Below are 13,746 nucleotides of genomic sequence, written 5' to 3'. Positions count from 1 at the left end.
AAATAGTTTCCATCATACATAGTCAAGGGGGAATAAATTTGTCTGAACAAGAGATACAGTACACGGCAAAGGACTTAGCTGCTTCTTTAGAGGTGACAACGTCGACTTTACGGCGATGGGCAATTGCATTGGAAAGCGCTCATTACCCGTTCAAGCGGAATAACAAAGGGCAGCGGGTTTATACAGAGAAAGATCTTGCGACATTAGAAGAATTAAAGAGATTACTAGGAGAGAAGCGTACGTTTGCAGATGCAATTCAGCAGCTGACTGGTTATGACAAATCGGCAGAACAACCCGCCAAAGAATCGGAGAAGCCGGCAGTAACGTCAGATGAATTGGAGAAGGGTGAATCTCGGATATTGACTTCAGATGAATTAGAGAAGGTTGTTTCTCATGCAGTAAAGAAGGCTGTAAAGAAAGAGCGGGAAAAGCTGTTCAAACAGCTAAAGAAACAAATGAAAAAAGAGAGTGAGAAGCTCAAAAAGAAGAAGGCTTAAGCTGATCACGCAGGTGATCTTTTTCTTTACCTTAAAGAAGGTACGCCTCAATCTAATGGGTACAAAATTCAGAATTATAAGTCTAGCGCCTTTTTATTTGCTACTAAAATAACAATGTATTCGATTTTAGATTAGGAGGCTTTATATGAAACAGAATATTTATGATAATGCGGTCTTTTTTGAGAATTACAAAGCACTGCGCGAGAATCCAATCAACTACAATGAACTCATGGAACAGCCCCAAATGAAAAGCATGCTGCCAGATTTGAAAGGTAAGCGTGTTTTGGATATTGGCTGTGGGATGGGCGACCTATCCATGTATTGTGTAGAAAATGGCGCATCGAGCGTTACCGCAATTGATCCATCTTCAAACATGCTGCAGGAAGCGCAAACAAGAAACGCGCATTCTGCAATTGAATATGTGCAGACATCAATTGAGGATGCAGTGTTTGCGAAAGAGCGTTACGATATTGCAGTTAGCTCCCTTGTCATGCATTATGTAGCCAACTACGATAAAGTTATTCACTCAATTCATTCGGCCTTAAAAGATGATGGCGTTCTCTTGTTCTCGTCTGAACATCCAATTGTAACAGCCCGAAAAGCAGGGAAGACATGGATTGAGGATGAAGAAGGGAAAAAGCTTCACTTCGCAGTAGATGATTATCAGGAAGAAGGCCGGCGTGAAGCAGCTTGGTTTGTAGATGCTGTTGTTTATTACCATCGATCCTTTTCTACGCTATGTAACGGATTGCTGCAGAATGGCTTCAGCCTGATTGACGTCAACGAGCCAATTCCAGATGACCATGCCATCGCGCAGCTGCCTCGGATTGCACATGAACTGCGCCGACCTTCCTTTATTATTCTAAAAGCGAAGAAAACAGCTCATCTTTACTAGTCGAGCTCCATTTCTATCCATCCTCGTACACTGTTGATCAGCCAAATACGGGACGCATTTTTCAGGGTTTCTTTTGTCAAAGTGAATTCTTCAATTTTACCGTTTTCAAGCAATTCTTCCCGTAATGTGCCAGGCAAAAGACCACTTGCAACTGGAGGTGTAAGCAATCTGCCATCCTGTTCGATGACAAGGTTGCCAATGGTGAATTCAGTCAGTTCGCCAGTTTCATTCCAAAGCAGCGTATCAAACAGTTGGGGCTGGTCTACCTTGTACATGGTATAAATATCTCGGTAAGTCGTCTTATGATAATAAAATCGATTGTTCCGATTAATCGGAGAGGTTGCTAGCTTAAATGGTTGCTTCGTATTTATAGGTAATGGCATTTCACTATACGTGAGCTTTAATTTACCGGTTTGATCTGCTAAAAGGCGAATTCGCTGGTATGCACCAGGGTGTTTTAACTGGTGCTGCTGCAAAATCTGCCGAACTTCCTCTTCTTGCAGCTGTATGCTGAAATAATCTGCAGATTGTAAAAAACGCTGGATATGTTTTTCTAGTAAAGTGTAAAAGCCGTTTTCGTATTTTATTGTTTCTAAAAGATCAAATGCAGGAAGCTTCTCCTGCAGTACAGAGGATTTAGCAATTGCCTCTTCATATTCTCCATTGCTAGTTGAATCCCATGTGATGCCCCCGCCAACACTGTAAGTCGCTTGTTTCTGTTTCTGATTAACGATGGCAGTACGAATTGGTACGTTAAAAACTGCTTCTCCACCGGGTATCATATAACCAATTGCACCGCAGTATACTTCGCGAGGTTCCTGTTCGAGATCGGATATGACTTTCATTGTACTCGCTTTGGGTGCGCCAGTGATTGAGCCGCAAGGGAAAAGGGCACGCATAATATCGGTAATGGTTATCCCAGGAACTGTGTCTGCTGTTACTGTTGATGTCATCTGATAGACAGTTGGATATTTCTCGATGGTATATAAGGCCGGAACTTGTACAGTACCGAGCTTGGCAATCCGGCTGATATCGTTACGCAGCAGATCTACAATCATAACATTCTCTGCACGATCTTTTACCGACTGTATGAGCATTTCCCGATTCTCAAGATCTTCTGCATATGTAAGGCCGCGTTTGATAGTGCCTTTCATCGGCTTTGTGTGTATTTGTTTACCATCCCAGCGGAAAAACAACTCCGGAGAAGCTGACAGCAGGGCATGATTTTCCCACGCCAGATAGGCGGTATAGTCAGCACGCTGCGCACGCTGCATTTGGCGGAATAAAGCTGCAGGGTCGCCTGTAAACGGCGTGCGCAAACGCATCGTAAAATTTGTTTGATAGGTATTGCCTGCAGCAATTTCTTCCTTAATGGTGTGAATAGCTTTTTCGTATGCTGACTTTTCGATTGCCGGCTGCCAGTTTAGCTTTTCTGGTGCAGACTGTATTGGTTTTGGCTGCTCAGCAGTAAAATGCTTATAAATGCCAAATTGTAATAGAGGAAGCTGTGAACCTGGGATTGTGACATGACTAGAATCAAAAGCTCCAGCTGCTTCATAAGAAAGAAACCCTGCTGCGTAATATCCTCTTTCTGTATATGCTTGCACCTGCTCTAAGCAGGGTATAACTTCGTCAATTGTATGGGCTGTTAACAACGTATGCTGCTCTGTGAATTGCCGATGCTGGGTCTGACCAGCTGCATCAGCAAAATTAAAATAAGCGTACATAAACATCTCCTTTCTTCCTGTATTAGTATCTCATATGCCGGAGTCTAGTAAACTTGTTTTAACAAAAAATGCGATGTTTAGGCGCTCATTACTAACATTCCTGACCAAAGGAGAGATTAATTTGCTTCCTGAAGCTATCAAAGAATTGAGAACGTCTGATGAAATACTTCAAGCATTTCCGATAATGAATCAATTACGAACACACTTGGATAGAGATACTTACCTTGATTTAGTAGCAGAAGCACAAGAAATGGAGCGATATAAACTATTTGCCTTGTATGACAATGGTGAAATCGCTGCGGTAGTGGGCTTTAAGCCAATGGTCACCTTGTATTATGGTCGGTTTGTTTGGGTGTGTGATTTCGTTACCGATAACCAAAAGCGTTCGAAAGGTAATGGAAAAAAATTGCTCACCTTTGTTCAAGAGTGGGCGACACAAAACAATTATCAAAGCGTATCGCTGTCGTCGGGTTTACATCGTGCGGGAGCACACCGTTTTTATCAAGAGAAAATGGGCTACGATAAAGTGAGTTACGTTTTTAAAAGAAACGTATAATTTGGAGATGCGTACACTTATAATGTACGTGTATCATATCATGAAAATTGTTATGCAATAATTGGAACTTTTTCCATTATTCCTCCGTATGAAAAAGTATAACCTTTTAGGAGGAGTTACACAGTGCGGACAATTCAAGTATTGAAAGAAGTAGGTTTTTGGGTATTTTCATGCATTTATTTAATCGGTATTCGGTTACATTTAGATGGGTATGTGTTGTGGATTTCTGATTTGCTCATATGTACAGCAATTGTACTTTCTTTAACGATGTACGTACTTCGCCTTAGTCGTAAGAGTGAGTATTAGCTAAGAGTATTTTTTCGTATCGGAGGAATGTTACATGTATACTTATACATTCCGCCATGTCCAATCGACAAAGCCAGCAGTGATTGTTGATGGGGCGGACAAAATTGTAGGCTATGTAAGTAGGGTTTATCCAACGATTTTACATCGTATCTTTGACTATTGGCAGGAAGGTCTCGTATCCTCAACTTACCAAGTGAAAGATAAGGATAGCAAGGTTGTATTCCAAGCAAAGGAACAATTCCGCCTTTTTCGGAGAACATTCAAAATAAAATATTGGACTGCTTCAGATGTTCTCGAGCTTCAATTAAATGAAGAAACAAACTTAAAGCTAATAAAACAGGCTTCGTTCTCGTTACATAACCATGCATATACCATTCATAAGAAAATGGGAGACTGGGCTGTCATCCAGAAGCATGGAAAAGAGATTGCTCGCTGGAAACATACTGTAAAAGTTCCGCGTTGGAAAGTGAATCTTGAGCTAATTGATCAAGAAGCAGAGCGGAACCTTCTACTGTGGATTGGATTGTTTCATACCTTTTTCCATAATCCTTGACGGAGGGGAATCAGAAGATGATTGAAATACATAAAGCTATGGAGGCAGATGCAGAAAGAATTCACGCAACTCAAGTAGCCGCGTTTCAGCCGCTGCTGCTTAAGTATCAAGATAGGGATTCAAACCCTGCCAATGAGCCGCTGGCACGTACAATAACTCGTATCAACAGAAAAGACGGCGGCTTCTATATGTTACTGAAGAATAAGGTGTTTGTTGGTGCTATTTGCCTTTTTACAAAGGAGCCAGGAATCTACTGGATCAGCCCTATGTTTGTTCATCCATCTTTTCAGGGAAAAGGCTATGCCCAAGAAGCCTTACAACGTGTTGAGAGCACTTTTACAGATGCAAAAGTCTGGCGGTTGGCAACATTAGAGGAAGAGCAAGGAAATTGCTACTTATACGAAAAAGCAGGCTATCAGAAGACTGGTAAGAAACAAGTAGTAAATGAGCGTGCTACATTGGTATATTACGAAAAACGGATGTAAGGTGCCTAGGACGTACAAGCGGCTTTTATCGAATTGCATTTCCACTGTATAGAGCCAGATGATGCCGTATAACCTAGGATCCATTAAAGTGCTGCTAAAAGCTGGCTTTCATAAAGAAGGAATTGCCAAACAGAATGTCAAAATAAACGGAAAGTGGCAGGATCATCAAACTCTTGCTATTATTAACCCTCGAGACCTCATGTGAAGGAGAGGGTATACAAATGAATAAGGGCTTTATGATAACCGCTGTTCTGTTGGAGATTATCGGTATTCTCTTAATTCTATTTTGGGAAATTAATGATAAGGTTGCTGTTATATCAGGAATAGCTATTATCGTGATCGGAGTCGTCTTATTCCAAGTTGGATACTGGCGTATGGTTAGAGCGCGTGAAAGAAGAAAGAACAGAAATTAATAAAGCCAGCTGATGGTAGGAATGGGACTGACCCCATACGCTGAGACAAATAAAAAACACCTTCAAGGTTGAAAACGGACGATTGTTATCCGAAATAATACTTGGAGGTGTTTTTTCTATGGGAACTAGAGTCAGTTATCCAGTGGAGATAAAAATGAAGGCAGTTGAAATGCGCTTGGCAGGCGTACCTGTAAAAGAGATTTTGAACGAACTAAATATTAAGAGTAGATCGCAAGTGAAGACATGGGTCAGATGGTATAAATCTGAAGAGACGCATCGTTTTGAACAGCCAGTTGGCAAGCAGTACACCTACGGGAAAGGGCCAGCCTATTCTTCAGAAGTAGAGGAATTACAAGCTGAGAACCGATTTTTAAGGCAACAAAATGAAGTTTTAAAAAAGTACAAGGAATTGGAAAGGAAGTTGATAGAGAAACGGCAGTCGAACTTGTAGAATCACTGCATAACACAATGACAATACAGGATATTTGTGTACATTTAGGTATCTCGAGAGCATCTTATTATCGCTGGAAGAACAAAGAGAAAGACGATTCGAAAGAACTACTTAAAAAGCAAATTGGCATATTGTGCCGAGAACACAAGTATCGGTACGGTTACAGAAAGATTACTGCCTTACTGAGACAGGAGCAATGCATTAACCACAAAGTCGTGCAGCGAGTAATGCAGGAGAATCAATGGCAGTGCCGGGTTAAAGTGAAGAAACGTAAGAAAACTGGACAGCCATATGCCGTCGCAGAAAATTTATTGGATCGGAACTTTCAGTCTGATCGTCCTCTTGAGAAGCTCGTAACCGACATTACATACCTGCCTTATGGTCAGAAACTAATGTATCTTTCCAGTATAATAGATTTGTGCAATGGCGAAGTAGTGGCGTCCTCTATTGGAGATAAACAAGATACAGCTTTCGTGTTGGAGACACTCGATCAGCTGCCACCATTGCCTGAGAACTGCATATTACACAGTGATCAGGGGTCGGTGTACACATCTTATAAGTACCAAGAAGCTGTAAAAGCAAAAGGCATTACCATGAGTATGTCCCGAAAAGGAACGCCCGCTGATAATGCCTCTATCGAATCGTTTCATTCCATACTAAAGTCTGAAACATTCTATCTTAACAGCATAAATCGAACTTCGACTGCCATCGTAGAACGTACTGTTGAAGAATATATTTATTATTATAACAATATTCGTATCCAAACGAAACTAAACAACCAATCACCGATACAATATCGGCAATCGGCTGTTTGAAGGTTTTTTGATCCCTGTCTCAGAAACGGGGGTCAGTCCCAATACCATTCAGCTGGCTTTTTTGTATGGTTTGCTGAGAGACGCCCACTCGTTACGTAAGATTATCTATTCCTCGATTCTGTGAATCTTTGTTCCTATTTAATATAGTTCCGTCCTATTTCTTTTCTACCATATTGCTTTACAAATAGGATGAAATGCCGATATATAATAATAGTGTTAAAAACTATGTACAGGAGAATGATGCCATGAGCATACAACTACAAGAACAGTCGGAGCAGACATTGCATCCGATGTTGGACGCCTTTGCAAGAGTGGGGCCTTTTTTACAGGACCTGATTAACGAAGATGTCACCATTGGTATTTATAATACAGAGAAACTAATCATCAATTTTCCAGCGAAGACATTTTCTTTAAATGTTGCACCTGGTGATCCGTTAGTAGATGGAGACATCGTAGCAGCAGCAATTCGTCAGAATAAGAATCAATCTGCTGTCGTACCAGAAGAGCTTTTCGGAGTAAGTATTATTGCACGTGCTATTCCGCTTCATGATGAGGCAGGTAATGTGATTGGCGGTGTCGGTGTTGGTTTGAGTATAGAAAGTGCCAATCAGTTGTCTTCTATTGCTACAAACTTATCGGGCGTAATTGGCGATGTAACTGCTACGATTCAAGATATGGCGAAATCTATTTCCGGTTTGGCAGAAGGTATGACCTACATATCCAAGAAAGCTTCAGAAGTTACTGATAGTGTCGACACAATTGAAGAAGTCTCCAACGTGGTAAAAGGTATTGCTGATCAGAGCAACTTGCTCGGTTTAAACGCTGCCATTGAGTCAGCACGTGCTGGCGAGCATGGCCGAGGCTTCAGTGTTGTTGCAGATGAAATCCGAAAGATGGCAGCTGGGTCCAAAGACCAAGTAACTGAAATTCATCAAATTACGGAACAGATCAAGACGCATATTGCGAAGCTAAGCAATTCCATTCAAGAAGCAAATGCAGAATCTGATACGCAATCTGCTGCGATTGAAGAACTGACAGCTACGATGGAAGAAATCAATGGCAATGTACACATTCTTGCCCAGCTAGCAAAAGATAACGTTTCAATCAAAGACTAATAGAGGTGACCAAAATGGATAATTTCAAGCATTTGAACAGTCAATATATTAACGGGGAGTGGCGTGAAGGCCAGAGCAGTGTGAAAATGGAGAATCGCAATCCATATAACGGTGAAATTATCGCTACTTATCAAGCTGCCAGCTTTGGCGACTTAAATGAAGCATATGAAGCATCAGCTCGTGTACAAAAGGAATGGGCGAAAACCAACCCGGTTGCACAGCGCGCCGTCTTCGAAAAGGCTGTCGCTTATATCGAAGCAAATCATGAAGCATTCGTTGCAACAATTATCGAAGAAATCGGCGGCACAAGGCTAAAAGCTGAATTCGAAATCGGTCTTGTAACAAATATTATTAAAGAAGCATCAACATTCCCATTCCGCATGAATGGTCAGATTCTTCCGTCACCAATTGATGGAAAAGAGAACCGTGTCTACCGTGTACCAGTCGGTGTTGTGGGTGTTATCAGTCCATTTAACTTCCCATTCTTCCTATCTATGAAATCAGTAGCAACTGCATTGGCTGCCGGGAATGGTGTTGTGTTAAAACCCCATGAACATACAGCCATTGCTGGCGGAACAATGATTGCCAAGCTTTTCGAAGAAGCAGGTCTTCCTAAAGGGTTGCTAAATGTCATCGTGACAGAAATTAGTGAAATTGGCGATAACTTTGTGGAGCATAAAATACCGCGTGCTGTTTCCTTCACGGGCTCTACTAAAGTAGGAAAACATATTGGAATGATAGCTGGTAAGAATTTAAAAGAGGCGCATCTGGAGCTAGGCGGCAACAGTGCCTTAGTTGTTTTAGAAGATGCAGATATGGAACTTGCTGTAAGTGCAGCTGTATTCAGCCGCTTCACGCATCAAGGTCAAATCTGTATGTCTGCTAACCGTTTGCTCGTGCATGAAGATGTGTACGACGAATTTGTTGAAAAGTACTTAGCGAAGGTTTCCACGCTCACATGCGGTGATCCAAAAGATCCAAGCACAATCATCGGACCGCTAATTAATGAACAGCAAGTGAAAACGACAGTAGCTTTGATTGAGAAAGGCATCGAAGAAGGCGCAACACCGCTAATCAAAGGAAAAGTGGAAGGCAATATTGTCGAACCAGTAGTATTTGGTGACGTTACACCTGATATGACGATTGCAAATGAAGAATTATTTGCACCTGTTGTATCGATTATGAAAGTAAGTAGTGATGAAGAAGTACTAGCTTATGCGAACAACAGTGATTATGGGTTAAGCGGTGCTATTCATACAAGAGATGTGGAGCGCGGCGCAGAGCTTGCGAAGCAGATGGATACCGGCATGATTCATATTAATGATGGTACAATCAATGACGAACCAACTGTAGCATTTGGCGGTGTGAAAAATTCCGGCCTTGGACGCTTGAATGGCGACTGGAGTCTTGATGCATTTACAACGACCAAATGGATCAGCATTCAGCATGACCGCAGACAATATCCATATAGCTAATGAAAGTCGAGAGCGGGACAAAACGAGATTAATTTAGAATAAAAGCGAACGTTTAATACATCATACTTTTACTTGATTTCTCTGACGGCTGCTGCCTCTCCAACTCTTGCTGTTACCGTTGGACAAGAATAGCTTTTAAAGTAAGACACCGACAAGAAAATTGCTTCTTATTTTCGAGGAGTCTTCCTATTCCGCCTACACTTAGGGAATACACAAATCAGCGTAGGAAATACACGGAGACTCCCGCGGGAGGAAGGCTAGGGGAGACCCCGCAGTGCGTTTTTTTTGCACGAGGAGGCTCACCAGCCGCCCGCTGGAAAGCGGAGTGTATTTCCGAAGCGGTGCTCTCATCATAGTTTCCAATCCAAAAAATCCAAACAATTCCGCAGTTAATTGCAGTATTGTTTGGATTTTTATATAGCTTAAACTGTTATGTCCTAGCCTCTTTATGTTCTTCCTGTTATTCAGCAGCCATGGCGTCCTGTTTGGCAGGATGAGTTGTTCCATAGGGATGCTCTGGCGGTGCGTAAATCGTGTAAAGCTTTAACGGCGTATGACCAGTATTAATTAGATTATGCCACATGCCTGCAGGAACAAGAATAGCAAAGTCATCTTGGACATATTGCTGATAATCCAAATGCTCTCTTTGAGCTCCCATCTGAACGAGTCCGTGACCAGATTCGACACGAAGGAATTGATCGGTATTTGGATGTCGTTCTAAACCTATATCTTCACCAGGGTGGATGGTCATCACTGTTAATTGCATGTGTTTTCCTGTCCATAAAGCTGTTCGGTAAAAAGGGTTTTGTAAAGTTGCTTGTTCAATATTGATAACATATGGGGAATTTCCATAATCATGTGCAGCGTGTGGCCATTGCTGTCGCTGGTAATTAACAGGGATAGACTGCCAAGGATAATGATTTCTGTAAAACATTTTCTAGCTCCTTTACTGCAGTTTTTTTATCCTATGCGAATGTCCGCTTCAAGTTCTAGTATGTATAGGCAAACGAAAGCGCACAGTGGCCGATTCTGTGCGCTTTCGTTACTATTTATTTAGCCTTTATTACGTCTATTCGAGGCATATCAGGCTGTTTCATATCAGTTCCCAAGAAATAACTTGTGTGCGGCGGCTGGTTATAGGCAACGTTTTGCCATGCAACACCTAATCGATAGACAGGATCATGCATTAGCGTTGGCAGCCTTTGTTCCGTCATGTCTGTTGTTGTGTAAAGGACAAGCGCACTGCTGTCTTCTGTTCGCCAAATCGCTTCTTCTCGCCAATCGCCAATCAAATCCGCTTGCAGAGCAGGATTTCCTTTTGTTCCGTTGTTGGAGTACGTACCTTCAGCATCCAGCAATGTATCAACTTTTTCTGTTTTTGGATTCCACTTGCCGATCAATCCTGTGCCAGTTTGAATGGATTCGTCGAAAGTATGGTCTAGGATTTCACGAGACAGGTCGCCGTCCCACCAAATAGCAAAATTGGCTGGAGGGATATTTGTTGAGATTTGCTCACCTGAAGCTGCATATAGTCCGCCTGTCGGACTGTTCCATGCACCGTCAACGGCCCACATTTCAGCCCCTGGATAGCGTGGGTCGATGTCGGCAGCGAGACCGCGGCCTATGTCTCTGTTTGTCGGAATACCCCACAGCAGTTCGCCAGTACGGGCATCATGTAATTCAATGCCGGCTTTATTAGGAGAAGACTCATGCACTTGGAAAACCTCTAAGCCAGGACGACTTGGATCCAAATCACTCACATGCATAGCATCACCATGCCCAAGTCCTGTCGAGTAAAGGCCTGTGCCGTCATGGTCAAGCGCCATGGAGCCATAAATGATTTCATCTTTTCCATCTGCATCGACATCCGCGATGCTCAAGTTGTGATTTCCTTGTTGTGCATATGCTTCATTGCCGGTGGTGTCACTATCAAATAGCCATTGCTTGGTTAACTTGCCATCTTTATAGGTGTAAGCTGCAATCGTTGTTTTCTCGTAATAGCCTCGGGCTTCAATGATACTCGGTGTTTTGCCGTCCAAATAAGCAACGCCGGCTAGGAAACGGTCACCGCGGTTTCCGTAACAGTCACCCCAGTCGCAAATATCACCTCGAGCTGGTTCATAATTCACGGTTTCTTTCATTTTACCTGTGTTGCCATCAAATACACTTAAGTATTCAGGACCTTCGAGAATATAACCGGAGCTATTGCGGTAATCTGCATCTTTATCGCCAATGACTTTCCCTTTCGCGTCCGTTGTGCCGTCTGCTGTTTTCACAACTAATTCCGATTTGCCGTTGCCATCAAAATCATAGACAAGCATTTGCGTGTAATGGGCACCTGCACGAATGTTGTGACCAAGGTCGATGCGCCATTTGTGCGTACCGTCCATTTCATAAGCATCAATAAGTACATTTCCTGTATAACCGGATCGCGAGTTATCCTGGGCGTTGGATGGATCCCATTTCAGGATAATTTCCCATTCTCCGTCACCGTCCAGATCGCCGACACTTGCATCATTGGCATTATACGTATAGGACTTCCCATCTGGTGTTTTACCATCAGCCGGTTTTTGAAGCGGGATTTCCAGCTGGTTGTTCTGCCACACTTTAATGTCGTCTTGGTCCGCACCTTTTCCGATAGCTTCCACTCGGTAAACGCTGTCCGCGGTTCCGGCTTCATCTAAGTAGTTTGTGCCATGTTTCACTGGTTTTCTTGTAATTTTCTTGCCATCACGGTAAATATGAAAGGAAGTCTTTTTCTTGTCGTTGCCGAGGAATCGCCAGCTTAAAAAGATACCGTCCTCTGTTTCGACAGCAACAGCGCCTCGATCTAAAAACTCCATTTGTCTTTTGGGGAGCTTTTTCGCATCAGCAGAGAAGGGGACAGCGACTGTCAGAAGCAAAGCTAGCAAAATTACCAGACATTTCTTCACTATGATCAATCCTCCTTATAATTTTAAAGCGCTTACATTCATAGAATAAAGCAGAAGGCAGAGCAAATCTTATTAGACAGAGCTGTTACTTCTCAAATGTGGTTGTAAATATTTTAAAAAGCCATGTCCTGAGACATGGCTTCATGCGTGTGGTTATATGTCTGTCTTGCCTAATGTATGGATAACAGAGGCGGTGCAATGTATGCCATTCAAGAAGTATTCGACATCCAGATTTTCATTCGGTGAATGATTATGCTGGTCAAAATTCGCGTAAGGAACAATGACGGATGGAAGACCGAGTATTTTCGTCCATACATAATCCGGGAGTGATCCGCCCATGCTTGGCTGGATGAGCGGCTCTGTTTGATAGGCTGCCTCCACAGCGCTGACGACTTTTTGGACGATTGGCAGCTCGGCCTTCGTACGGGAAGGCTGCATGCTGCCAAGATAGGTAACTTCTATATCTGGTGCATATGTCTCGACATGCTTTTTTATTTTTTCCAAGATATCAAGCGGGTCTTGGTCGACAACGAGCCGGATATCCATTTTAATTTTAGCAGTAGCTGGTATGATTGTTTTCGTTCCTTCACCTGTATAACCGCTTTCCATTCCATAAATATTAAATGTCGGTTCTCCAGTCATTTTCTGATAGTAAGAAGGGCCGTCCAAGGATAATGCTGGATAACCGATTTTCTTACCTAATGAATCCTTATCATAAGGCAATTTCGTGAGCAGCTGTTCTTCATAGGGTGTGAAAGCTCGAATGTTATCATAAAAGCCTTCAATCTTCACGTGACCGTCTGCTTCGCGCATCGTGTGCATGAGCTCAATCAGCTTCCAGGCAGGATTCGGAACGATATTACCTGTATTTCCAGAATGATTATCGCGATCAGCGCCTTTCGCACGGAATTCAACAGAGAGCATACCGCGTACTCCGAGCAAGACAAGAGGAGAGGAGCTGTTGTGAGAAGGGCCGTCAGATGTGTAAACAAGATCAGCCTGCAGCAAGTTTTTGTGTTCTTCCACAAATGCAGCAAGATTGATGCTCCCTTTCTCTTCTTCGCCCTCAAAGACAAACTTGATATTAATTGGCAAGTTCCCGACAGTTTCCTGGTAACTTTTCACGCCGAAAAGCTGTGCCATCAGCTGTCCTTTATTATCACCGACACCACGCGCATAAATTTTGCCATTCCGTATTTCAGGCTCGAATGGGGGAGACTCCCATGCATCATAAGGCTCTGGCGGCTGGACATCATAATGCCCGTAAATGAGCAGTGTGAAAGCATCCGAATCATGTACTAACTCCCCGTAGACGACGGGATGTCCGGCTGTTGGAAGAATCTTTGTATCAATTCCGATTTCCTGCATCATTCCTTGCAGAAGCTCCGCACATTCTTCGATACCATCATTTTGTGTACTAATACTCCGCTGGCGAAGAAGGGTGAAAAGCTGGTCCAAAAATTGCTGTTTATTAGTTTGAATGTAGTCTTTCATTTTAGCAGTATCCATCAAATTCTCCTTTATT

14 protein-coding genes are annotated in these 13,746 nt (G+C 42.7%); 10 read left to right on the top strand and 4 right to left on the bottom strand.

What is annotated here, in order from left to right:
- The first annotated feature begins 38 nt into the window (after positions 1-38).
- Together B1K52_RS01435 and B1K52_RS01430 are read left to right on the top strand one after the other, a co-directional pair.
- Positions 39-497 carry a helix-turn-helix domain-containing protein gene (locus B1K52_RS01435; RefSeq protein WP_256855811.1) on the top strand — a complete coding sequence of 153 codons (459 nt, stop codon included), beginning with the start codon at positions 39-41 and terminating at the stop codon, positions 495-497.
- Between the two features lie 145 nt (positions 498-642).
- A complete protein-coding gene (locus tag B1K52_RS01430; protein ID WP_077304529.1) occupies positions 643-1,392 on the top strand; it encodes a class I SAM-dependent methyltransferase in 750 nt (249 codons plus the stop codon).
- On the opposite strand, the gene pabB is transcribed toward B1K52_RS01430, so the two are convergent.
- On the bottom strand, positions 1,389-3,119 hold the full coding sequence (pabB, locus tag B1K52_RS01425; protein WP_179106423.1) for an aminodeoxychorismate synthase component I: 1,731 nt from the start codon (positions 3,117-3,119) through the stop codon (positions 1,389-1,391). The genes B1K52_RS01430 and pabB overlap by 4 nt on opposite strands.
- 184 nt (positions 3,120-3,303) lie before the next feature.
- Between pabB and B1K52_RS01420 the strand changes: the two genes are divergently transcribed.
- The 8 genes from B1K52_RS01420 (at position 3,304) to B1K52_RS01375 (ending at position 9,288) form a co-directional block, all read left to right on the top strand.
- Positions 3,304-3,675: a GNAT family N-acetyltransferase gene (locus B1K52_RS01420; RefSeq protein ID WP_256855837.1), complete on the top strand. Its 372-nt coding sequence runs from the start codon at positions 3,304-3,306 to the stop codon at positions 3,673-3,675.
- Between the two features lie 123 nt (positions 3,676-3,798).
- Complete coding sequence (locus B1K52_RS01415) at positions 3,799-3,981, top strand: hypothetical protein (protein WP_077304518.1); 183 nt, start codon at positions 3,799-3,801, stop codon at positions 3,979-3,981.
- A 34-nt stretch (positions 3,982-4,015) separates the two neighbouring features.
- Complete coding sequence (locus B1K52_RS01410; protein WP_077304515.1) at positions 4,016-4,534, top strand: tubby C-terminal domain-like protein; 519 nt, start codon at positions 4,016-4,018, stop codon at positions 4,532-4,534.
- A 17-nt stretch (positions 4,535-4,551) separates the two neighbouring features.
- On the top strand, positions 4,552-5,019 hold the full coding sequence (locus B1K52_RS01405; RefSeq protein WP_077304512.1) for a GNAT family N-acetyltransferase: 468 nt from the start codon (positions 4,552-4,554) through the stop codon (positions 5,017-5,019).
- A gap of 221 nt (positions 5,020-5,240) precedes the next feature.
- Positions 5,241-5,432 (top strand): hypothetical protein, encoded by a 192-nt coding sequence (locus tag B1K52_RS01395; RefSeq protein WP_077304509.1) that lies wholly within the window; start codon positions 5,241-5,243, stop codon positions 5,430-5,432.
- 118 nt (positions 5,433-5,550) lie between these two features.
- Positions 5,551-6,698 (top strand): IS3 family transposase gene (locus B1K52_RS01385; protein WP_143588795.1). Its coding sequence is split into 2 segments (ribosomal slippage): positions 5,551-5,824 and positions 5,824-6,698, totalling 1,149 coding nucleotides; the frame shifts between segments, so codons are not numbered across the junction.
- Positions 6,699-6,943: 245 nt separating this feature from the next.
- Positions 6,944-7,813, top strand: a complete 870-nt coding sequence (locus B1K52_RS18370; RefSeq protein ID WP_143588808.1) for a methyl-accepting chemotaxis protein — start codon at positions 6,944-6,946, stop codon at positions 7,811-7,813.
- Positions 7,814-7,827: 14 nt separating this feature from the next.
- Positions 7,828-9,288, top strand: a complete 1,461-nt coding sequence (locus B1K52_RS01375) for an aldehyde dehydrogenase family protein (RefSeq protein WP_077304506.1) — start codon at positions 7,828-7,830, stop codon at positions 9,286-9,288.
- Between the two features lie 460 nt (positions 9,289-9,748).
- Here B1K52_RS01375 and B1K52_RS01370 read toward each other — a convergent pair whose 3' ends face one another.
- The 3 genes from B1K52_RS01370 to B1K52_RS01360 all read right to left on the bottom strand — a co-directional run bounded on the left by B1K52_RS01370 (position 9,749) and on the right by B1K52_RS01360 (position 13,730).
- Positions 9,749-10,222: a cupin domain-containing protein gene (locus B1K52_RS01370; RefSeq protein WP_077304503.1), complete on the bottom strand. Its 474-nt coding sequence runs from the start codon at positions 10,220-10,222 to the stop codon at positions 9,749-9,751.
- A 115-nt stretch (positions 10,223-10,337) separates the two neighbouring features.
- Positions 10,338-12,131, bottom strand: a complete 1,794-nt coding sequence (locus B1K52_RS01365) for a rhamnogalacturonan lyase (RefSeq protein WP_077305827.1) — start codon at positions 12,129-12,131, stop codon at positions 10,338-10,340.
- A 243-nt stretch (positions 12,132-12,374) separates the two neighbouring features.
- Entirely contained in the window at positions 12,375-13,730 is a 1,356-nt protein-coding gene (locus B1K52_RS01360) for a M20/M25/M40 family metallo-hydrolase (RefSeq protein ID WP_077304500.1), read from the bottom strand.
- Positions 13,731-13,746: the final 16 nt, after the last annotated feature.

The organism is Terribacillus halophilus (assembly GCF_900162685.1).
In the GTDB taxonomy this organism is placed as follows: domain Bacteria; phylum Bacillota; class Bacilli; order Bacillales; family Amphibacillaceae; genus Terribacillus; species Terribacillus halophilus_A.
Note: the sequence above shows the minus strand (reverse complement) of the source record. Positions and strands in the feature narration are given on the sequence as shown.